Origin of the sequence: Noviherbaspirillum autotrophicum, assembly GCF_000818395.1 — a bacterium.
GTDB lineage: Bacteria > Pseudomonadota > Gammaproteobacteria > Burkholderiales > Burkholderiaceae_D > Noviherbaspirillum > Noviherbaspirillum autotrophicum.
This window is the reverse complement of sequence record NZ_JWJG01000028.1, coordinates 630,845-652,900: the sequence shown is the minus strand read 5'-3', so window position 1 is coordinate 652,900 and position 22,056 is coordinate 630,845. Positions and strand designations below refer to the sequence as shown.

Genomic DNA, 22,056 nt, shown 5'->3' with positions numbered 1-22,056 from the left:
CTATTGCAGCTTGCTATCTTCCTGCTTGGCCTCCTGCATCGCATCGGGTTCGAGCTCTTCCGCATCGCGGTTGAACCGCACAAACACGCCCCAGCCAGCCAGCAAGGCGCCGACGGCAATCAGGATGCTGGCGGCGTGCAGTAGAAACGTCATGTTTTCGTGCACGGCCTTGAAGGCGGCCACCATGCCTTCAATCGCCAGGGCAACGACGATGACCACCATGAAGCGCGACAGGTAGCGCCGCACCCGCGTCGGCGCGCTGATCTGCGCGCTGCGAATGACTTCCTCCTCCCCGATCGTCTGCGCGATCTGCACCGCCACCACGGCCACCGCCAGCAGCCCGAGCGCCTCGATCACGCCGAGCGCGCCGTTCGGCCCGAGTCCTTCGTGCAACAGGGCCTGCCATGCAATGTTGGCGCTGATGACGATCAGAATCAGCGCGGCGCCGACGAAGAAGGCGGTAATGACGGCGTGGATGACCGACGACAGGCGAATGAGCGTTTTCATGGCGGCTTTGCAGATGGACTCGCTAGATCAGGCAACCTGCCGTCCGCTAAGTTTCCAGGAAATTTACTTCGCTTCTGCGGGCTGTCTCAGCACAGGAAACCTGCATGGGATGGCATCCGGCAAGACGTGATTTTGATGTAAGCCAAGGAAGATTCCTGCATCGGGAAAACGGACGAACAACGCGAAAAACCTGGCGTCTGAGCAGCCATGCCCCGTGCGTCCCGGCGCACTGCCCGCATCTTTCCCGATTTCCAAGGAGGACGACGGCCATGTCCCTTCATACCAGAAGAACAATAGCCATGCTTCTTTCCGCGCTGCTCGCCGCCTGCGGCGGTGGTAGCGGCGATTCCGTGCCGGCATCGTCCGGCCAGCCGGCCACCCCTTCCAGTGCGGGCGGCAGCACCAGCGGCGGCGAGACACCTGCCACGCCTACCACGCCAGCTACGTCCGGAACGCCGCCAGTCACTGCCCCGACAGGAACGCCCGGCGATACGCCGCCATCGACGGGCAGCAATGGCGGGACGAGCACGTCGACCTTCAAGGTGGATGAAACCGCGCGCTTCAATCTGCCAAGCGATCTCGCGGCCGACAAGGCCGGCAATCTCTACGTAATGGATCGTGGCAATCAAGCCATCCGCCGTATTGCCGCCAGCGGTGACGTCAGCACCCTGCCCGGAAGCTATGCCGCGACGAGCAGGCTGGCTATCGGCCCATCGGGCATGCTCTTTGTGCTGTCTGGTATCGACCTGTACAAGGTGGCGCCCGACGGCGGCAAGACGTTGATCAAGAGTTATGCGCAGGGACCGGGAAGCTACCAGCCGCAGAGCCTGTCGCTCGATGCGCAGGGCAGGATTTATGTGTTGCTGCAATACAGGAATATCTTCCGGGTGCAGCGCATCGATCCCGACAACGGCACCACCAACATTTATTACGTCAATACGTACGGCGGCGCCGGCGATATCGCGACCAACGATGCGGGGAACCTGGCGGTCGGCATTACCGCCATGGGCGGCCCAGCAGTCACTGCGGACGGCAGCGGCATTAACACAAGCCACATCGACGTCGCCCCGCTTGCGGCGCAGTCAAACGCAGACAGCCAGGCACCGGGCGTGCTCCATTGGCCGGTGGACGATATCTATGCAACCGGAAAACTCCTTTTCGGCACCGGCGGAAATATCTACGCTGCCGGCGCCGCATTCTCCGCCGCGACGACGCCCGGCACGCTGGTCGCGACCGACATGCGGATAGGCAAAGTCGCGCCGGACGGCACAGTAACAACGATACTGAACGGCTTCCCCAACGGGGACAATACGCCGCGGCAGATCGCAACCGACATCCGGGCCAATCCCGGCATTGCAACCGGCAAAAACGGTGAACTGTATCTGGCCGATCCGTTCGACCAAGCTATATACCGGATCGATCCGTCCGGCCAGATCAGTCTCGTAGCAGGGAAACCGGGAAAAGCCGGCAACGCCGATTGAGCCCGTTATGCGCGGTCGGCTACCGCGTACAGTTCCTGGTTTTCGCGCTTGATACGGTCGGCAAGGACCTTGATCACTTCCTTCGTCTCCTTGACGAAGCTTTGCGGATTCGTCTTGATCGAGGTCGGAGTAGGCCAGCGGCTGTTGTATGCGGAAATCTCGGCGGTCGTCTTCTTCATTTCTGCCGAAAACCGGCGGGCGACGCCGGCGACGTTGGCGTCCTTGTGCGCTTCCAGCTCCGGATACAGCACCTTGTCTTCGCTCGACAGGTGCAGCGACAGTTTTCCCATGAGCTTGGCCAGGCAGCTACGTGCCGGCAGGCCATCCTTCGCCAACGCGCCTTCATTCAGCATCGCCTGAAGCTCCGTTGCCAGAGCGAGGATTTCATTGTGCTGCTGCCTGAATTTTTCGGTTCGTGACATGCGACTTCCTTCGGTGGTTGGTCAGGGTGTTGAACACCACGTTATCGACGCCATACCACCCGCTCAATACACCTAATTGACTAGCAGCAACTAAACCGTCCTGCCTATTGACGTGCAGTTTGGTATGTGCAGTTAGAAACCCAGCGCCTGCTGCCCTGCATTACCCCTTGACCCGAATCAAGTATTTCAAAATATCCCATAAAGAGGGGGTTTTTCCCTATTTCACGGTCACGTACTGTCAGCCGCATTTGATTTTCGTCAAAAACAGAGCCGCGCCATCGCTCCGATGGCACGTGCAAGCAACTGAACAGTATGGGAGGAATGTATGGCTTACTTTACGTGGAGTGAAGAATTGCGTGTAGGCAATTCGTTCATCGATAGCGATCATCAAAAACTCATCAGCCTTGTAAATCGGCTCCACGATGCGATGGCACAGGGCCACGGCAAAGACATTCTGGGAAAGATCTTCGACGAACTGATCCGCTACACGCGCGAACACTTCACGCGGGAAGAAGAGCACATGCAGAAAATCCGCTATGCCGATTTTGCAGCGCACAAGCAGGAACACGACAAGCTGATCAAAGACGTGGTCGATCTACAATCGAAATTCAATGCCGGCAATGGCATGCTGTCGGTTCAGGTATCCGGCTTTCTGCGCAACTGGCTGGTCAACCACATCATGAAGACGGACACGAAGCTGGCATCAGCCCTTCAGGCGGCCTGACCGCCTTCGGGAGCAACAAGCAATCAACCGGTTTCGGGAGCAAGGTCTTTTCCCTAGTCGCACTAGCGCTCCCGGACCTTCTGTACCAATCATCGGACGAAACCGCATCGTCCGTTCCTTCTCTTTTCCCACTGCCGCAACAGTGCTGGGTTGCCAACAAGCGCGTTCCAGCTATCGGCATATCAAGCGACGCTGATGGTGCGGGTCTGCATTGTCATGGAAACCCACGTGCCGTGCGAAAATGACGTGCCTGCTATCGGCATTCAACCTGTAGCACGCTAACTTTCCATTTCATCAATCCAGATTTTTATTCCCCATGAATCAAGAAGTAACCCCATCGGCCCTGGTTTCCTGGAGCGGCGGCAAGGATTGCTGCCTGGCGATGTGGCGCGCGCGTCAGTCGGGCATGACCATTCGCCGCCTGATCACCGCCATGGATGAAGCCGGCGGCGATTCGCGCTCGCATGGCGTGCCGCCGCAACTGCTGCAGGCGCAGGCCGACGCCATCGGCGCCGGGATGCGCTTCTATACAACATCCTGGAGCAATTACGAAGAACGATTCATCGCGACATTGAACAAAGCGCGCCAAGATGGCATCACGCAGGCGGTATTCGGTGACATCGACTTGCTGCCGCACCGCGAATGGGAAGAAAAGGTATGTGCCAGAGCCGACATGACGCCCTGTCTGCCGCTGTGGGACGAGCCGCGCCAGAAACTGGTCGATGAATTCCTGGCGCTCGGCTTCAAGGCAGTCGTGGTCTGCGTCAACGGCAATTATCTCGGCGAAGAATTCGTCGGCCGCGAATTCGATGCGCAGTTTCTCGCCGACCTGCCGGCGCATATCGATGCCTGCGGCGAGAACGGCGAATTCCACACCTTCGTGTATGACGGCCCGGCGTTTGCGCATCCGGTCGCGTTCCGTCGCGCCGAAAAGTGGAGCTGCCAAGCCGAAGCGCCGCTGACGCCAGCCACGTATTTTTTCCAACGACTGACCGCCGCATGAGGGTGGGGCGGCAGGTGGCGCACCAGGTCGCGCTGCCCGCCGACCCGATCGGTCGATTGCTGAGATAATTAACGAGCAGTATTACTTTCCTGCGCGTGCCGCGCTGCGTTTCTATCTCTCCCGCTCGATCCGACATGAATATTGGAATGCTTTACGCCGCTGCCGCTTACGCAGCATGGGGCCTGTTTCCCGTTTATTTCAAGGCGTTGCAACCGATCGCGCCGATGGAAATCCTGATGCACCGCATGCTGTGGTCACTGCTGTTTCTGGCCGTGGTGATTGCATGGCGCCGGCAGTGGGCATGGCTGGGCGATGTCGTGCGCCGCCCGAAAGTGCTGGCCGGCTTTGCCGCGAGCGCGATCCTATTATCGAGCAACTGGTTCATCTATATCTGGGCGGTCAACAATAACCGCGTGGTCGACGCCAGCCTCGGCTACTTCATCAATCCGCTGTTCAACGTGCTGCTCGGCTTTCTGATCCTGCGCGAACGGCTGCGCCCGGTGCAGTGGACCGCGGTGGCGCTGGCCGCGGCCGGCGTGGCATGGTTGACCTGGCAAGGCGGACAGCTGCCGTGGGTGGCGCTGACGCTGGCCGTCACCTTCGGGCTGTACGGCTTGCTGCGCAAGACCGCGTCGCTCGGCGCGCTAGAAGGACTGGCATTGGAAACGCTGCTGCTGTTTCCGCTGGCGCTGGCGTATCTGGCCGTGCTGACCCTGCAGGGCAGGAACGGCTTTGCGAGCGCGCCGCTATCGCTGCAGCTGCTGCTGGCCGCAGCCGGCCCGATCACGGCCATTCCGCTACTGCTGTTTGCCGCCGGCGCGCGCCGCATTCCGCTGTCGGTGCTCGGCCTGCTGCAATACATCGGCCCGACGCTGCAATTGCTGCTCGGCGTCTGGCTGTACCACGAACCGTTCGGCGGCAGCCGGATGTTCGGCTTCGCGCTGATCTGGGGCGCACTGGCAGTGTATTCGCTGGAAGGCGTCTGGCGCGTATGGCGGGGAAAACCGGGCGCGGCATGATGCCGCATGCAGACGAAAAAAAGCCGGTCGGATGACCGGCTTTTTTTTGATGCTACAGACTTGCTATCAGAAGCGGTAGCCGACGCCCACACCGACCAGCCACGGATCGACTTGCACGTTACTGATTTTTGTACCGCCAGCCGTCACATCGCTGCGGATCTGCACTTTCTTGACGTCGAGGTTGATCGACCAGTTCTTGTCGAGCTTGAAGTCCACGCCAGCTTGCAGCGCGAGACCGAAGCTGTTGCTGTCCAAGGACAGAGGACCGACGCCAGGGACGTTGAGATCAACGCTGGAGATGCGCGTGTAGTTGACGCCAGCACCGACGTACGGGCTGAACTTCGCTTCCGGCGTGAAGTGGTATTGCATTGTAAGAGTTGGCGGCAGGTGCTTGAAGCTGCCGATCTTGCCGATGCCCTGAATCGAAACATCATGCTTTTGCGGATAGGTCAGGATCAATTCTGCCGCAATATTCGGCGTGAAGAAGTAGGAAATATCCACCTCCGGAATCACCTTGGTGCTGACGCTGATGGCGTCGGCAGGCAGCAGGCCAGGCACAGCATCCGACTTGTTGGCCGGATCGATATTGACCGCGCGGACGCGCACCAGCCACGGGCTTTGTTGTTGGGCCATCGCTTCCCCGGCGATCATTCCCATTGCGGCAAGGACGAGAGCTACAGCAGTTTTCTTCATGATGCTTTCCTTATTAAAAGTCACTCTGCGATAAAACTGCCGCCCACTTTAGTGACGCACCGCATCAAAAACGTTGATACAGGTCAAACAATACCCATGCTATTAACATGGATTTACTGTACATCAATAGGACCTTGAGAAAGCTGTGTTATATCGGCGCCGCTTTCCGGCAGCAAGGACAGCGCGCGGGTGTGCAACTGCAGCACTTCGCCCCACTCCGCCCACTCGCGTGACACTTCGTCGACAAGCAATGCCACCTGGTCGTCGGCCAGGCCGGACACCGCTGCGGCCTCGAACACGGACGGCACCAGGAGCGTGCGTTCATCATCGGTGGCCACGCACAGATCCGCAATCAACGCCGCCAGATGCAGGCCATGCGTCAACCGCTGCTGGCGCGACCCGGTCGCAAAGCTCGATGCGTGCGGCTTTTCATGGAACAGCACGGCGTCGCCGAACATGCGCGGGATGTTCCAGTCAGCCATCATCGCTGCCGCCAGGCTGAGGTGGCTGTATCCGAACAGCCTGGCTTCGGCCAACGTCAGCTCCTCCGGCCAGCAGCCGCGCATCTCTTCCAGCAGGCGCGAATACGCCAGCGGCCGGGCCGACGCGATGCCCAGCCGGCCGATCCCCGCCAGCAGCCCGCAGGTGAACAGTTCCGCCGCCGGCGCGACACGGATGCGCTCGCCGATCGCCCGCGCAGCGCACGCCATGGCCAGCGAACGCGTCCAGAAGCGCCCATAGTCGAAACCCTCACAGGCGCCGTTGCGGTAGCTTGCAGCCAGCGACAAGCCAAGTGCGACCTGGCGCACGGCATGCACGCCGATCAGGATCAGCACGTCGGTGGTGACCGCCGCGATCGAGCGCGTCTTGACCGGGTTGGCGGCATTGGCGAGTTTGATGATGCGTCCGGCCAGTACCGGGTCGGTCTGCACCGTGCGCGCCAGCTCCTGCAGCGATACCTGTTCGCGCTGGCACAATCGGATGACGGCCAGCATGACGCCCCTGGGCGAGGGCAGCGCGCCGGTCGCCTTCAGTTCGTTGAAGTCGATGATCTCGCTCATGCCGCACCGTGGTCCTGGAATTGATCGTGGATCTGCCGCACCGCGTCCCAGTTCATCAAAAAGGCGTCCACGCAGGCCGGATCGAAATGGCTGCCGGCGCCGTCGCGGATCAGCGCGGCGGCGCGCTCCAGCTCCCAGGCCGGCTTGTACGGACGCGGCGAGGTCAGCGCGTCGAACACGTCGGCCACGGCAACAATGCGGCCGTGCAGCGGAATCGCCTCGCCGCGCAGGCCGTGCGGATAGCCGCTGCCGTCGACCTTCTCGTGATGGGTCTGCGCGATCGCCGCGGCCGCCTGCAGCAGCGGCGACGTGCTGCCGCTGAGGATGTCGGCGCCCATCTGCGCATGCGTGCGCATGATCGCCATTTCCTCGTCGTCGAGGCGGCCGGGCTTGAGCAGGATATGGTCGGGGATGCCGACCTTGCCGATGTCGTGCATGGGTGCGGCGGCCAGGATCAGGTCCTGCTCGGCAGAGTCCAGGCCGAGGTTGGCGGCGAGCAGGCGCGAATAGTTGGCCATGCGCAGCAAGTGCCCGCCGGTTTCCGGGTCGCGGAATTCGGCCGCGCGCGACAGGCGGTAGATCGCCTCGCGCTCGCGCAGCGCGATTTCCCGCGTCGCATTGCGCACCTCGCCGGCCAGCCAGTCGGCGCGGCTGGCCAGTTGCAGCTGCGCGCGGCGCAGCGCCAGCATGTTGGTCACGCGCGCGCGCAGCTCGGTCTTGTTCACCGGCTTGGTGATGAAGTCGTTCGCGCTCATCTGCAGCGCCGTGTGGCGCACGTCGTCGTCGGTTTCGGCGGTGGCCATGATCACCGGTACGGCGGCCTTGCCGGACAGTGCGCGAAAACCCTGCAGGAACTGCAGGCCATCCATCTGCGGCATGCGGTAATCGACCAGCACCAGGTCCGGCTCGTGCGTGCCGCACCAGGCCAGCGCATCCAGCGGATGCTGCATCTCCACCGACACGACATCCGGCACCGCCTTGAGCAGATGGGAGAACAGCCTCAGGTTGGGCAGGTCGTCATCGACGATCAGTACGTTCATGTCAGGCTCTCCTCTCGGCGCACAAAATCGCGCAGGCGCGCAAATGCCGCCGTCGCCGCTTCATGCATTTCTTCCATTCCCCGCGGGTCGCCGCTGCGCCCCACCCGTTCGATCTCGCGCGCCAGCGCGGCGAGCTCGTCCATACCCATGTTTCCGCACGAACCGGCCAGCCGGTGGCCGATCGCATGGACTTCGGCGAAGTCGGCGCGGTCGATCGCGCTCCTGAGCTGATCGAACACCGGCTGCGTGCTGGAGACGAACAGCTCCAGCATCTCCTGCCGCAATGCGGCGTCGTCGCCAAACAGGTCGCGCAGCCGGGCCTCGTCCAGCATCGGCGCAATGTGCTTATCGTGCTTGTCATACATGCCGGGCGCTTCAGGTGTCGCAACAACCGGCGTTGCCCTGGCTGCCGTCAGCCGCTCGGCCAGCTGTTCGCGCAGGATCGGCTTGGCCAGGTAGTCATCCATGCCTGCCTCCAGGCAGCGCTCGCGGTCGCCCTGCATCGCGTTCGCGGTCATGGCGATGATGCGCGCCCGGCGCCGGCCGCTGGCGCGCTCCTGCGCGCGGATACGGCGCGTGGCCTCGAAACCGTCCAGCACCGGCATCTGGCAATCCATCAGCACCAGCGGATACGGAAAGGCCGCCAGCGCCTCCAGTGCCTCCTGCCCGTTGTTGGCGATGTGCGCGGCATAGCCGAGCTGGCGCAGCTGACGCAGCGCAACCATCTGGTTGGTCGGATTGTCTTCCACCAGCAGGATGAGGCGCTCATCCCTTTGCGCCTGCCCGGCGTCGACCGGTAGCGCCTGCCTGCGCTCCGCATCGGCGCCGGGAAGCGCGGACCGGCCGATCGCGCCCCGGCCGGACGTGGTGTCAATCGCGTCGAACAGGGCAGCTTGCCTGACCGGCTGCAGCAGGGCGGCATGAAAGCCGTTTGCCGCGGCGTCGTCGCGCGCATCCTCATGGTCGGCCAGCAGCACCAAACGCGTCTGCGCAGCCCGTGCAGCCAGCGCGCCGCTCAATTCGGCCGGCGTCATGTCCTCTAATCGGGCGCTGACGATGGCGACCTGTTCACCATGCGCGCCCCACTCCAGCTGCAATGCTGCAACGCCAGTGGCGACGCATGTCACCTGTACCCCGCGCGACTGCAGGTAGGCGCGCAGGATGGCCGACTGCCTGGGATTGGGCTCGACCAGCACGACGCGCGCCGCATTCGCCCGCCGCACATAGGGCGCGGCAGCGCGCGCCGGCAACGACAGGTCGAAGCGGAACGTGGAGCCCTTGCCCGGCGCGCTGTCGAGCGCGATCTGGCCGCCCATCATGCCGACCAGCCGCTTGCAGATCGACAGGCCCAGCCCGGTGCCGCCGTACTGGCGCGTCACGGAGCTGTCGGCCTGAGTGAAGGGCGTGAACAAGCGGGCCGCCGCCGCACGTTCGATGCCGATACCGGTGTCCGCCACCTCAAAGCGCACCATGCAGTGATCGCGCTGGCGGCCAAGCAGCCGCACGCTCAGCATGATTTCTCCGGCCGGCGTGAACTTGACGGCATTGCCGGCCAGGTTGAGCAGGACCTGGCGCAACCGCACCGGATCGGCCGACACGACCGCCGGCAGCGCCGGATCGACAAAGCACAGCAGGCTCAGGTTCTTCTGCCGCGCACGGGCGGCAACCATGTCGAGGCTGCCTTCGGCCACCGCGCGCAGGTCGCAGTCGACCGACTCGATTTCCATGCGCCCGGCATCGATCTTGGAAAAATCGAGCACGTCGTCGATGATGCCCAGCAGCGTGGCGGCCGATTCCCCGATGGCTTTCACGTATTCGCCCTGCTCGGCGTCGAGCGGCGTGTCGCGCAGCAGGTCCGCCATGCCGATCACCGCATTCATGGGCGTGCGGATTTCATGGCTCATGGTGGACAGAAACACGCCGCGCGCGGCGTTGGCCTGCTCGGCGGCGTCCTTCGCGGCCTTGAGTTCGCGCTCGATCTTTTCGCGCTTGAGCATGACACGGTGCAGCATCACGGTGTACAGCAGCACGAAGCAGGCCGCCGCTATGCCCAGCCACTTGAGCCGGCGCGAACCGGCTTCCCACTGCGCGATGACCTGCGCTTCCGGCATGCCGATGACGGCCGCCAGCGGATACCTGCGCGCGGCGCGAAAATTCACCAGATAGGCGTCGCCGGCGCCGTTCGGCGCGCGAAAGCGCCCGAACTCCTTGTCGGCCTGCAGCGCGGCGAACATGGGCAGGCCGGCATAGCGGCCGCCCAGCGCATACGGCGCTTGCGCGCTCGCGCCCAGCACGTTGCCCTGGTAGTCGAACAGCGCGGCGAAACCCGCTTCGCTGCCGAGCGCGGCGCGGTAATCGGGGAAGAGAGCGGCCGGATTGACCATCGCCAGCAGGACCAGCCGTTTGCCATTGACTTCCACGGCGCGCGCAAACGGCAGCACCTGGTTGCCGTTGTCGGTCGGCGGCGCGGACCCACTGACCAAGTCCTGCAGGTCGCGCACGAACTGCGGCCGGCCCGGATCGAGCGCGCCGGCGATCTCGCGCGCAAAGCCGAGCGCCGAGAGGTCGAGCCGCAGGCCGATGTTGCCGGCGTTGGAGCTGGTCAGCACCCGCCCGCCGCTGTCGAGCACCGAGATCGAGCGCAGATGGGGCGAACCGTTGGCCGCCGCCGTCACCAGGCGCCCGGCATCCGAACCAGCCTCGATGAAATGGGCCAGCACGTCGAGCGCATTGTCGACTGCGGCCAGGGTGCGCGACACATGGCTTTCCAGCGTGCTCGCCAGCAGCCTGCCGCGTTCGGCCTCCGTCTCCAACGCCACGGTCTTGTCGCGTTCGAGCAGGATGCTGGTGCCGATCAGGATGCTGATGCTAAACAGCATCCCGGCAAGCACGAACAGGTAGCGCACGGGAAAGCCGCGCGCGCGCCGGCGCAGCAGGCGGAACTGTCGGTGGATGGCGTTCATAAAACCCCCTAGTGGCGTTCGCTCGCGCCGTCGCCCTGGATCAGGATCGAATCGAGCTTGTGCTTGTGCGCGGCGCGCTGCAGGCGTCCGTCCTGCCGGATGGCGTCGATGAAGCGGTCGACCCGCGTCAGCAGCGAGGCGTCGCCGGGCGCCAGCGCATAGGCGTAATCGGTCAGGTGGAACGGCTGCGGCGGCGCCACTAGGCGCGCCCAGTCGGTCATATCGAGCAGGCGCTGGCTGTACGGAAAATCGGCCATGAAGGCGTCGGCGCGGCCCGACTCGACCTCGTTCTCGCGCGTCATCGGCGGCCTGACCACGAGCAGCTTCGCATGGCGCAGCGTGCGCTGCATGACCGGCTCCATGACCGTGCCGGCCTGCACCGCGATCACCCGGCCCGGCTTGTCGAGGTCGTCCCAGCTCTTGACGGCGCTGCCGTCCCTGGTGGTCATCGCGTAGATGTCGCTGCGCAGGTAAGGGCGTGTGAACGCCAGCTTCTCGCGGCGCGCGTCGGTGATGCCGACGGCGTGCATGGCGATGTCGCAGCGGTCGGCCAGCAGGTTATCGACCAGCGCGGCGAACGAGCTGTCGACGTAGCGCACGCGGACCCCGAGCTCCCTGCCCAATTCGGCGGACAGGTCGATATCGATGCCGCTCAGCTGGCGCGTCTTCGGATTGCGAAAGGTGATGCCGTAGTAATCGGGCCAGATGCAGACGCGCAGCTCGCCGGCGTCGAGCACGCGCTGCAGCCGGTCCGGGGCGGGAGCAGCGCTGGCGCCAAAGCCGCTCAGCAAGAGCAAGGCGGCGAAACAAAAGCGAAGGCAAGAGATGGTCTTCATCGGAAGGCGGAAATACGATGGGTTGCGCTTGCAGCAGACGTGGAGAACGCGGCGTCAGAAGCCGAGGTCGGCCAGCAGGTCGTCCACGCTGGACTGGTTGAGCGCGACACTGCCATGCGCGCCAGGGCCGGCGGTCAGTTCGTCGCGCCGCGTGTGCACCACGGCGCCGGGCGGCGCCGCATCGATCAGCAGCCGCAGCAAGTCGTTTTCCGTATGCTCCATGAGCGCGACGACTTTCTTGATGAGCTGGCCGGTCAGGTCCTGGAAGTCCTGCGCCATCATGATCTCGGACAGCGCGCCGCGGGTGCCGCCGCAGCCGGCTTGCGCCGCCGCCAGAAAAGCCCGGGTGCGGGTGGCGAGCAAGCCGTATTCCGGCACCGGCGGCAGATGCGGCGCGGCCTCCTCCCATTGCTGGGCCAGCTCTTTCGCCTCGTGCGCCAGGCGCTCCTGCTGCGGGCCGTGCTCTTCCACCTTGCTCAGCACGACATTGGCGGCGTTTTCGGTCAGGCTGGCGATGTGCAGCAGGCGGTCGCGCGCGGTCGGAAATTCGCTGGCCGCGTCCGTCAGCACGCCGTCGGCGCCCAGCTCGCGCAAGGTGTCGTGCAGCGCGCGCACGATCGTGCCGAGCCGCTCGTAGACGGGAGCGACGTTACTGGTCGCAACATCGTGGGGGACAGCCTCGCGGGCGCCGCCCTCGCCGGAGGCGGCTTCAAGCAAGCGGTTGAGCGGGGTGAAATCGTTCATGCTGACGCTCCTGGTAAGTAATCCATCTTCATATCGGGTTTCGCCGGATGGCCTGCCAGATCAGGACTGCTGCAGGCCGGCCTGCGCCGCCGTCACCCGTTCGCCACGTTCGGCAGTGCCGGCTTCGCCTGACCCGCACGCTGCGCGGCGCGGCTGCCGAGCGACAGCATCGCGGCACTGGCCGGCGGCGCGCCCGTGACCAGCTTGAAGGCTGCCACCAGCTGCGCCAGCTTCGCCGCCTGGGCTTTCATGTTCTCGGCGGCGGCGGCGGCCTGCTCGACCAGGGCCGCATTCTGCTGGGTTACCTCGTCCATCTGCGCCACCGCCTGGTTGACCTGCTCGATGCCCGAGCTCTGCTCCTGGCTGGCGGAAGTGATGTCGTGCATGTAGCCGGCCGCCTTCCGCACCGAGCCGACCACCTCGCTCATGGTCTTGCCGGCATCGTCGACCAGCATGCTGCCGGACTCCACCGTCTTGACCGAGTCGCCGATCAGGACCGCGATCTCCTTGGCCGCCGACGCCGAGCGCTGCGCCAGACTGCGCACCTCGGACGCCACCACCGCAAAGCCGCGCCCCTGCTCGCCGGCGCGCGCCGCTTCCACCGCGGCATTCAAGGCCAGGATATTGGTCTGGAACGCGATGCCGTCGATCACGCCAATGATGTCGACGATCTTGCGCGAGCTTTCCTTGATCGAGCCCATGGTGCCGACCACTTGGCCCACGGCATGGCCGCCGCGGGCGGCAATGTCGGCAGCGGACGCGACCAGCAGGTTCGCCTCGTGCGCGTTATCCGCGTTCTGCTTGACCGTGGACGTCAGCTCCTCCATCGAGGCCGCCGTTTCCTCCAGAGAGCTGGCCTGCGATTCGGTGCGGGCCGACAGGTCGGCATTGCCGGCGGCGATTTCCGCCGCGCCGTGATGGACCACGTCGGTCGCTTCCTTGATCTGGCCGACAAGCAGCTTGACATTGATCTGCAGGATGCGCAGCGCCTGCGCCAGGGCCGACAACTCGTCATTGCCGTGCGAATCGATGCGGCCGGTCAGGTCGCCGTCGCACATGCGCTCCATGTCGCGCCGCATGCGCTCGGCCGGCGTCACGGTGGCGCGCAGCATCAGTACGCCGAACAGCAGCGCCAGCACCGCACCGCAGCCGGCCAGCGCGCCGGACCAGCCGTCGAGAAGCGCACCGGGCGTGGTAAAAAAGCCGGCTGCGAACAGCAGCATCAGCGTGCCGCACCACAGTATGATCCGGGCGCGGATCGACATCCGGTCTTGCAGCGCGAACCGCGTCAGCAGCGAGCGCCGCACCACGGAGCCTTCGCGCACGCCGAGGTCGGTGCTGCCGCTCTTGATCTTGCGGTAAGCCTCTTCGGCGGCCGCGACCTGGGCCCGCTCCGGCTTGACGCGCACCGAGGTATAGCCGGACACCTTGCCGTTTTCATACAGCGGCGCCGCATTGGCTTCGACCCAGTAGTAGTCGCCGTTCTTGCAGCGGTTCTTCACCATCCCGGTCCATGCCTTGCCGCTCTTGAGCGTGCGCCAGAAATCGTCGAACGCCTCCGGCGGCATGTCGGGATGGCGCACGATGTTATGCGGCGAGCCCAGCAGTTCCTCCTCCGAGAAGCCGCTGATATTGATGAAGTCCTGATTGACGTAGGTGATTTTTCCCTTCAGATCGGTCTTGGACACGATGGTTTCCGTGTCCTTCAGGATGTACTCGACGTTCGTTACTGGCAGGTTGGTACGCATGGTTTCCTCTTGACGGGCTTCATCGTTGACATGTCGGGTGGTTCAGAAGGTTTCCCACTCGCCACCGTCGGCGGGAGGCAGATGGGCGAGCTTCCTGGCCGGCGCGGATTTGTTTGCCGCAGTAGGCAGCGCGGCGCGGCGACGCTGGATGGCGGAAGGGATGGACGTGGCGCGCGGCTGTTCGGCGCTTGCGATGCTGTCCTTCAAGCCATCGACCCGGAACACGCTGACCGCGCGCGCCAGGCCGGCAGCCTGATCCTGCAGCGACTCGGCCGCGGCCGCCGCCTCTTCCACCAGCGCCGCGTTCTGCTGCGTCACCTGGTCCATCTGTGTGATCGCGTCGTTCACCTGCGCGATACCGGACGCCTGCTCGCGGCTGGCTGCCGTGATCTCGTCCATGATGTCGGTCACGCGCTTGACGCCGGCCACGACTTCCTCCATCGTGGCGCCGGCAGCGTCGACCAGCTTCGCGCCGGAGCCCACCTTCTCGACCGAGTCGGAAATCAGCGCCTTGATATCCTTGGCCGCTGTCGCGCTGCGCTGCGCCAGGTTGCGCACTTCGGACGCCACCACCGCAAAGCCGCGCCCCTGTTCGCCGGCGCGCGCCGCTTCCACCGCCGCGTTCAGCGCCAGGATATTGGTCTGGAACGCGATGCCGTCGATGACGCCGATGATGTCGGCGATCTTCCTGGCCGAGTCGTTGATCGCGCCCATCGTCTCGACCACCTGCGCCACCACCGCGCCGCCCTTGGCGGCGACCTCGGAGGCCGAGCGCGCCAGCTGGTTGGCCTGCAGCGCGTTGTCGGCGTTCTGCTTCACGGTCGAGGTCAGCTCCTCCATCGAGGACGCCGTTTCCTCCAGCGAGCCGGCCTGCTGCTCGGTGCGCGACGACAAGTCCTGGTTGCCGGACGCGATTTCAGATGACGCCGTGGCGATGGTGTCGGTGCCTCGCCGCACCTCGCCGACGATCCTGGCCAGGCTTTCATTCATGTTTTTCAGCGACTGCATCAGCTGCGCGGTTTCGTCCCGGCCTTCGACCGCAATGGAGCGCGTCAGGTCGCCACCGGCCACCGCCTGCGCCAGCGACATCGCGGCGTTGAGCGGGCGCGTGATGGAGCGCGTGAGATGCCACGCGATGAATGCGCCCAGCAGCACGGCAGCGGCAGTCAGCACACTCATCAGGAGGGAGGCTTGCTCGAAGGCGCTGTGCGCGGCTGCGGCATCCTTCTTGCTGATTTCCTGCTGCAAGTCGATGAATTGTTCCAGCAAGTCCTGCCAGGTCTGCGTGGCGGGTCCGGCCTGCTTGAGCAGCAGCTCGGTCGCCTCGGCGTCCTTGTTGGCCTTCGCCAGTTCGATGATCCGGTCGTTCATCGGCCGCACGGCTTCTTGCGCTTCCTTGATTTTCGCCCGCAGCGCCTTGCCTTCCTCGCTGGCCGGCAATTTTTCCAGTTCCGCCAGCGCCGCATCGTATTTACCGCGCGCATCGGTGATCTTGCGCAATTGCTCGTTGATCTCGTTCTCGTCCGCCAGCAGCACGATGCTGCGGGACACGCGCGCCACGATATGCACCGAGCTGGACATCTGCTCCATCAGCTCCATCCTGCGGATGTTGATCTCGACGATGCCATCCAGGCGCTTCTGAATACTGTTCATGCTGGCGGCGCCGACGGCGGCGAGCAGCACCATCAGCGCCAGGATCAGCGCAAAGCCCAAGCCCAGACGCCGGCCGATTTTCAAGTTATTGATTTTCATCTTGCTCTCCGTTGAGGGGATTGCCGGGCGGCTCAGGCCGCGATCTTCTGCATGACGTCGAGGTCGGCATGCGGGCTCAGCTTGTCGATGTCGACCAGGATCAGCATGCGGTCGTCCAGCGTGCCCAGCGCGAGCAGATAACCGGTATCCAGCGCTTCGCCGTGCATGGGAGGAGCCGGGCGAATCTGCTCCGGCTTGAGCGTGACGACATCCGACACGCGGTCGACCACGATGCCGACCAGGCGGCCGTCAAGATTGAGGATGACCACCACCGTCAGTGCGTCATAGGTGGGCGCGTCGAGACCGAACTTGATGCGCATGTCGAGGATCGGCACGATGGCGCCGCGCAGGTTGATGACACCCTTGATGTAATCCGGTGCGTTGGCGATGCGGGTTACCGTTTCATAGCCGCGCAATTCCTGCACGTTGCGGATACCGATGCCGTATTCCTCGCCGCCGAGGCCGAAGATAAGAAATTCTGGCGCGCCCGTTTCCTGCGCCTGTCGTGTGCCGGCCGGGGCGGAAAGGCCGCTGATGTTGCTGGCTTGCATAAACAAATCCCTTCTGATTGTCAGATTCAACGCCGGCGTATCACGGTTTATTCTGTTGACTTCACCGTTTTTGCCGCCGGACACGCCATTCGGGCGCAAGCAAAGCAGGGATTCCGTTTAGCCTTGCCTCTTCACAATTCGAAGGCATAATGCTGATTGTTGCTATACGGAAACTTGAAAACCGCCTGCGACACTGCATTTACCCCCGAAAAAAGCAACCGGGAAACTTGCACTGGATCAATTATAACGATTTTTTTACAACAATGTTGAATCTGTTAAAATTGATTTTACGAAGAAATTAAAGCATGGAAAGTATCAAAATGCCTGCAGCCGAAGTATGTACAACCCAGGAAGCCGCCAAACTCTTGGGCATTTCCGTGACCTCGGTGCAACAATTAGTGGAAACCGGTGCGCTCGAGGCGTGGAAGACCAAGGGCGGACATCGGCGCATTCCGTTGTCTGCGGTACGTGCCTACAAGGACAAGGACGCGCCCGGCCATGTGCCGAAAGCGGCGTCGCCGGCGGGGCGGACCAGTATCCTGATCGTCGAAGATAACGAGATGCAACGCGGCATCTACCAGAAGCAGATCTCATCCTGGAACCTGGATGCCGACCTGCGGTTTTGCGAAAACGGCTATCAGGCGCTGATCGAAATCGCGCGCCGCCGGCCGGATGTGGTGCTGGCGGATATCATGATGGAAGGCATCGACGGTTACGAAGTCGTCACGACGATCCTGACCTACCCGGATCTGGCCGACATCAACATTGCCATCGTGTCCGGCCTGACACAGCGGGATATCGCCGCACGCGGCGGCGTGCCGGCGGGCGTCGTTTTCTTTGAAAAGCCGGTGAACTATGATGAGTTGCGCGGCTACCTGCGCGCTTGCTGTGCGCAAAAGGCGCGCAGCGACCGGAAAAATTGATTGATTTGTGAAATTCGGTATTTTTTCCGGATTTCATCTTTTGACGTCAGGCGCTACCATCCTGCCATCGCGAACACTAGCCAGAGCGCCGCATGCAGCCCAGCCCATACCAGTCGATCGACCCGCAAGTCCTGCTCAAGGCCGTGGGAGGCGACCTTGATGCCTTTCGCAGCATGACCGAAACTTATCTACGCATCGCGCCGCCGATGCTGGCGCGGCTGCAGCAGGCGGCAGCGGCCGGGGACGGTGCGGCGGTCACGCGCGAAAGCCATGCGCTGAAGGGAACGACGGCCCTGGTCGGCGCCGCGCGCCTGACGCAGCAGCTCGCGCAAATCGAAAGCCTGGCACGCAGCGCCGCACTGGAACTCCTTCCCGCCCTGCTGTCGGCGCTGGAGCCGGAATTTCGGCACGTGATGCAGGAAGTAGCGGCCAGCATCGCGGATATCCAGGACGGCGCGCCGCAGCACGAACAGGAACGCCGGCGCTAAGGCGCCGCATCGCATGCCCAGCACAGCTTCGACAGCAACCGACAAGCCGGCACGCTTCTGGCACCGCCTGCATCATGCCGCCACCGACGCCAGGCGCGCCACCATCCTCATCGGCGGCGCGCTCGTCGTGTTCATCGCCTTGTCGGCAGCCGTCTCGATCCGGGTGCTGCGCGAGCGGGCGATCGAGGACTGGCGCAACGAGCTTGGCAACCTGTCCCTCATCATGGCCGAGAACACTTCGCAGACCATGGCTTCGACCTACCTGGTGCTCGACAGCATTGTCGACGACATTCAACTGGCGAAGGTGCGCGATGCCCAGGCGCTGGCGGCGCGCTTTGGCAATCATGCCACCTACCAGATGATGCGCGACAAAATTCATGGCTTACCGCAGATCGATGTCGCCACCATCGTCTCCGCCAATGGCGACGTCATCAACTTCACCCGCTCCTTTCCGACCCCGCCGATCAACCTCGCCGACCGCGACTATTTCCGGCACCACTTGAGCCACAACGACACGGCCGCCTTTCTCAGCGCGCCGATACGCAACAAGATTAATGGCAAGTGGACTTTCTATATCAGCCGTCGCCTCAACGGCGCGCACGGCGAATTCATCGGCGCAGCGCTGATCGGGATTTCGTGCGACTTCTTCGTCAATTTTTTCCAAAAGGTCAACCTGGGCAGCAGCGCCGCCATCTCGCTCTACCGCAGCGACTACACGCTCATGGCGCGCTGGCCGGCAGTGGAAAAAATGATCGGGCAACGCAACCTGTACAGTTCGGCGTACAAGGTGATGGGACAGGGCAAGGATCACGACGTGGTCTTGAACGACGGGCCGCGCGCATCCGAGGATTTCAAGAGCGTGTTTCGCATGACCGCGCCGCGGCGCATCCGGAATTATCCGCTCATCATCAGCCTGACGGTAACCGATGACCTGTTCCTCGGCGGCTGGCATCAGACCGTGGGCATGCTCGGCAGCGTCATGCTGGCGAGCATCGCCGCGCTGGTCGCCGCGTTCGTGCTGATGGCGACCATCCTGCGCCGGCGCGAGCAGGATGCGCAGCAGGCGCTGTCGCTCAAAGCGCAGGCCGAGGCCGCCAGCGAAGCCAAGTCCCGCTTCCTGGCAGTGATGAGCCACGAGATCCGCACGCCGATGAATGGCATTTTGGGCATGTCGGAGCTGATGCTCGACACCAGGCTCGACGGCGTGCAGCGCGGCTATGCCGCCAACGTGCATGGCAGCGCCAAGGGCCTGATGCGCATACTCAACGACATCCTTGATTTTTCCAAGATCGAGGCCGGCCACCTGGAAGTCGAGACCATGCCATTCGACCCGGTGCAGCCGCTGCGCGACGCAGTCGACCTGCACCAGCACCAGGCGGACAAGAAAGGCTTGCGCATCGAGGTGCACACCGGGCCGCTGGCGCCGCAATGGGTGCTGGGCGACCCGATGCGCATCGCGCAAGTGCTGGGCAACCTGATCAACAATGCCATCAAGTTCACGCCGTCCGGCACGGTTGCCGTTTCCTTCAGCGCGCGAGCGCTGCCCGGTGCGCCGCGCATGCTGGAGCTGACGTATACCGTGGCCGACAGCGGCATCGGCATCAGCACGCAAACGCAACGCCATCTGTTCGAGCCGTTCACCCAGGCCGACGCGTCGATCAGCCGCGAGTACGGCGGCACCGGGCTCGGGCTGGCGATCTGCAAGCGCCTGTCCGACATGATGCAAGGCCGGCTCAGTTGTGTCAGCGAGATCGGCAAGGGCACCGTATTCACGTTCCAGCTGCCGTGCCCGATGGCCGACAGCGCTGCCCCCGCCGCGCCATCGGCCCAGGAAAGCGCGCCGCCCGTGCCGGCCGCGCCAGCCGATGCGCGCGTGCTGGTGGTGGAAGACATCGAAATCAACCGCCAGCTGGCGCGCATTCTGCTGGAAAAAATGGGCTGCAGCGTCGTACTCGCCGATAACGGCGTCGAGGCGCTGGAAGCGTTCGAACCGGGCGCATTCGACCTAGTGCTGATGGACTGCATGATGCCTGTCATGGATGGGTATGAAGCAACCGCCCGCCTGCGCGAGCGGGAGATGCAGGCCGGCGCGCGGCGCGTCCCCGTGATCGCGCTGACTGCCAGCGCCGTCGAGGGCGATCTCGAACGTTGCCTGGCGGCGGGCATGGATGACTATCTTGCCAAGCCGTTTACGGCCGCCGGGTTTACCGCCGCCATCAGCCGCTGGATTACGGCAAATACGCTCGGCCTGACTTGAGCGGCGCGCAGTACGGCCGGCGCACTATCTCAATCTTGACTTGCGTTAATTACATGCCCGGCTTTGCATAAAAAGCGCCATCGCTGCCCGTGCCAGCGGCACCGCAGGCACGGCCGATGGGGTATCCTTGCACTCTTCCTTTTCTTCCGTATTCATCACCCGGTATTCCTATGGCTCAATACGTGTACACCATGAACCGCGTGGGCAAGATCGTTCCGCCCAAGCGCCAGATTCTCAAGGACATTTCGCTGTCGTTCTTCCCGGGCGCGAAGATCGGCGTGCTCGGCTTGAACGGTTCCGGCAAGTCGACGCTGCTCAAGATCATGGCCGGCGTCGACAAGGACATCGAAGGCGAAGCCGTGCCGATGCCCGGCCTGAACATCGGCTACCTGCCGCAGGAACCGCAGCTCGACCCGGAAATGACGGTGCGCCAAGTCGTGGAATCGGGCCTGGGCGAAGTGGCCGAAGCGCAGTCCAAGCTCGATGCGGTGTACGCGGCGTATGCCGATCCCGATGCCGACTTCGACGCGCTCGCCGCCGAGCAGGCGCGGCTGGAAGCGATCATCGCCACCTCGGGCGGCGGCAGCCTCGACCAGCAGCTGGAACTTGCGGCCGACGCGCTGCGCCTGCCGCCGTGGGATGCGAAGATCGGCGTGCTGTCCGGCGGTGAAAAGCGCCGCGTGGCTCTCTGCCGCCTGTTGCTGTCGAAACCCGACATGCTCTTGCTGGACGAGCCGACCAACCACCTCGACGCGGAATCGGTCGACTGGCTGGAGCAGTTCCTGCAGCGCTTCCCCGGCACCGTCGTGGGCATCACTCACGACCGCTACTTCCTCGACAACGCCGCCGAATGGATCCTGGAATTGGACCGCGGCCACGGCATTCCATGGAAGGGCAATTACAGCTCCTGGCTGGAACAGAAGGAAGCGCGCCTGAAGCAGGAAGAAGCGTCCGAATCCGCACGCCAGAAGACGATCCAGAAAGAGCTGGAGTGGGTGCGCCAGAATCCGAAGGGCCGCCAGGCCAAGAGCAAGGCGCGTCTGGCCCGCTTCAATGAACTGTCCGAATACGAATACCAGAAGCGCAACGAGACGCAGGAAATCTTCATCCCGGTGGCGGAACGCCTGGGCAATGAAGTCATCGAGTTCAAGAACGTCAGCAAGGCGTTCGGCGACCGCCTGCTGATCGACAACCTCTCCTTCAAGGTTCCGGCCGGCGCCATCGTCGGCATCATCGGTCCGAACGGCGCCGGTAAATCGACGCTGTTCAAGATGATCGCCGGTAAAGAACAGCCGGATTCCGGCGAAGTCATCATCGGGCCGACCGTCAAGCTGTCGCTGGTGGAGCAGTCGCGCGAAGACTTGTCGAATAAGAAGACGGTATGGGAAGACGTCTCGAACGGTGCCGACATCCTGACCGTGGGCCGCTTCGAGATGCCGTCGCGCGCCTATCTCGGCCGCTTCAATTTCAAGGGCGGCGACCAGCAGAAAGTCGTCGGCAACCTGTCCGGCGGCGAGCGCGGCCGCCTGCATCTGGCCAAGACGCTGCTCCAGGGCGGCAACGTGCTGCTGCTGGACGAACCGTCCAATGACCTCGACGTGGAAACGCTGCGCGCGCTGGAAGATGCATTGCTGGAGTTCGCCGGCAGCGTGATGGTGATCTCGCACGACCGCTGGTTCCTCGACCGCATCGCCACGCACATCCTTGCGTTCGAAGGCGATTCGCAAGTGGTGTTCTTCGACGGGAATTACCAGGAATATGAAGCGGACAAGAAGAAGCGGCTGGGCGAAGAAGGGGCCAAGCCGAAGCGGGTGCGCTACAAGCCGGTGACGCGCTAAGCGCCG

The 22,056-nt window shown here is 63.7% G+C and carries 19 protein-coding genes; 8 read left to right on the top strand and 11 right to left on the bottom strand.

Annotation, left to right across the window (positions count from 1 at the left end; translation table 11 throughout):
* Positions 1-507 carry a hypothetical protein gene (locus TSA66_RS04275; protein ID WP_040039122.1) on the bottom strand — a complete coding sequence of 169 codons (507 nt, stop codon included), beginning with the start codon at positions 505-507 and terminating at the stop codon, positions 1-3.
* Between the two features lie 269 nt (positions 508-776).
* Between TSA66_RS04275 and TSA66_RS04265 the strand changes: the two genes are divergently transcribed.
* On the top strand, positions 777-1,988 hold the full coding sequence (locus TSA66_RS04265; protein ID WP_198358708.1) for an NHL repeat-containing protein: 1,212 nt from the start codon (positions 777-779) through the stop codon (positions 1,986-1,988).
* Positions 1,989-1,993: 5 nt separating this feature from the next.
* On the opposite strand, the gene TSA66_RS04260 is transcribed toward TSA66_RS04265, so the two are convergent.
* Positions 1,994-2,410, bottom strand: a complete 417-nt coding sequence (locus TSA66_RS04260; RefSeq protein ID WP_052452100.1) for a hemerythrin domain-containing protein — start codon at positions 2,408-2,410, stop codon at positions 1,994-1,996.
* A gap of 325 nt (positions 2,411-2,735) precedes the next feature.
* Here TSA66_RS04260 and TSA66_RS04255 point away from each other — a divergent pair, with 325 nt between their 5' ends.
* The 3 genes from TSA66_RS04255 (at position 2,736) to rarD (ending at position 5,156) form a co-directional block, all read left to right on the top strand.
* The gene (locus TSA66_RS04255; protein WP_040039119.1) at positions 2,736-3,134 is read left to right on the top strand and encodes a bacteriohemerythrin; all 399 of its coding nucleotides are present in this window, start codon (positions 2,736-2,738) and stop codon (positions 3,132-3,134) included.
* Between the two features lie 316 nt (positions 3,135-3,450).
* A complete protein-coding gene (locus TSA66_RS04250) occupies positions 3,451-4,137 on the top strand; it encodes a Dph6-related ATP pyrophosphatase (protein WP_040039118.1) in 687 nt (228 codons plus the stop codon).
* A 134-nt stretch (positions 4,138-4,271) separates the two neighbouring features.
* Positions 4,272-5,156: an EamA family transporter RarD gene (gene rarD, locus TSA66_RS04245; RefSeq protein ID WP_040039117.1), complete on the top strand. Its 885-nt coding sequence runs from the start codon at positions 4,272-4,274 to the stop codon at positions 5,154-5,156.
* 66 nt (positions 5,157-5,222) lie between these two features.
* Here rarD and TSA66_RS04240 read toward each other — a convergent pair whose 3' ends face one another.
* The 9 genes from TSA66_RS04240 to TSA66_RS04200 all read right to left on the bottom strand — a co-directional run bounded on the left by TSA66_RS04240 (position 5,223) and on the right by TSA66_RS04200 (position 16,544).
* A complete protein-coding gene (locus TSA66_RS04240; RefSeq protein WP_040039116.1) occupies positions 5,223-5,849 on the bottom strand; it encodes an OmpW/AlkL family protein in 627 nt (208 codons plus the stop codon).
* Between the two features lie 113 nt (positions 5,850-5,962).
* The gene (locus tag TSA66_RS04235) at positions 5,963-6,910 is read right to left on the bottom strand and encodes an HDOD domain-containing protein (RefSeq protein WP_040039115.1); all 948 of its coding nucleotides are present in this window, start codon (positions 6,908-6,910) and stop codon (positions 5,963-5,965) included.
* Positions 6,907-7,950 (bottom strand): response regulator, encoded by a 1,044-nt coding sequence (locus tag TSA66_RS04230; RefSeq protein WP_040039114.1) that lies wholly within the window; start codon positions 7,948-7,950, stop codon positions 6,907-6,909. Before TSA66_RS04230 ends, TSA66_RS04235 begins: the two co-directional genes overlap by 4 nt.
* Positions 7,947-10,913 carry a hybrid sensor histidine kinase/response regulator gene (locus tag TSA66_RS04225; RefSeq protein WP_052452099.1) on the bottom strand — a complete coding sequence of 989 codons (2,967 nt, stop codon included), beginning with the start codon at positions 10,911-10,913 and terminating at the stop codon, positions 7,947-7,949. Before TSA66_RS04225 ends, TSA66_RS04230 begins: the two co-directional genes overlap by 4 nt.
* Positions 10,914-10,921: 8 nt before the next feature.
* Positions 10,922-11,749: an ABC transporter substrate-binding protein gene (locus TSA66_RS04220; RefSeq protein WP_040039113.1), complete on the bottom strand. Its 828-nt coding sequence runs from the start codon at positions 11,747-11,749 to the stop codon at positions 10,922-10,924.
* 54 nt (positions 11,750-11,803) lie between these two features.
* On the bottom strand, positions 11,804-12,493 hold the full coding sequence (locus tag TSA66_RS04215) for a protein phosphatase CheZ (RefSeq protein ID WP_052452098.1): 690 nt from the start codon (positions 12,491-12,493) through the stop codon (positions 11,804-11,806).
* A 92-nt stretch (positions 12,494-12,585) separates the two neighbouring features.
* Positions 12,586-14,241: a methyl-accepting chemotaxis protein gene (locus tag TSA66_RS27965; protein WP_040039112.1), complete on the bottom strand. Its 1,656-nt coding sequence runs from the start codon at positions 14,239-14,241 to the stop codon at positions 12,586-12,588.
* 42 nt (positions 14,242-14,283) lie between these two features.
* On the bottom strand, positions 14,284-15,993 hold the full coding sequence (locus TSA66_RS04205) for a methyl-accepting chemotaxis protein (protein WP_040039111.1): 1,710 nt from the start codon (positions 15,991-15,993) through the stop codon (positions 14,284-14,286).
* Between the two features lie 32 nt (positions 15,994-16,025).
* The gene (locus tag TSA66_RS04200; RefSeq protein ID WP_040039110.1) at positions 16,026-16,544 is read right to left on the bottom strand and encodes a chemotaxis protein CheW; all 519 of its coding nucleotides are present in this window, start codon (positions 16,542-16,544) and stop codon (positions 16,026-16,028) included.
* 305 nt (positions 16,545-16,849) lie between these two features.
* On the opposite strand from TSA66_RS04200, the gene TSA66_RS04195 reads away from it, so the two are divergent.
* The 4 genes from TSA66_RS04195 to ettA all read left to right on the top strand — a co-directional run bounded on the left by TSA66_RS04195 (position 16,850) and on the right by ettA (position 22,050).
* A complete protein-coding gene (locus TSA66_RS04195) occupies positions 16,850-17,467 on the top strand; it encodes a response regulator (RefSeq protein ID WP_040039109.1) in 618 nt (205 codons plus the stop codon).
* Positions 17,468-17,559: 92 nt separating this feature from the next.
* Positions 17,560-17,955, top strand: coding sequence for an Hpt domain-containing protein (locus TSA66_RS04190; protein ID WP_052452097.1), 396 nt, complete (start codon positions 17,560-17,562; stop codon positions 17,953-17,955).
* Positions 17,956-17,968: 13 nt separating this feature from the next.
* A complete protein-coding gene (locus TSA66_RS04185; RefSeq protein ID WP_084199272.1) occupies positions 17,969-20,212 on the top strand; it encodes a hybrid sensor histidine kinase/response regulator in 2,244 nt (747 codons plus the stop codon).
* Positions 20,213-20,382: 170 nt separating this feature from the next.
* On the top strand, positions 20,383-22,050 hold the full coding sequence (ettA, locus tag TSA66_RS04180) for an energy-dependent translational throttle protein EttA (RefSeq protein ID WP_040039108.1): 1,668 nt from the start codon (positions 20,383-20,385) through the stop codon (positions 22,048-22,050).
* The last annotated feature ends 6 nt before the right edge of the window (positions 22,051-22,056 follow it).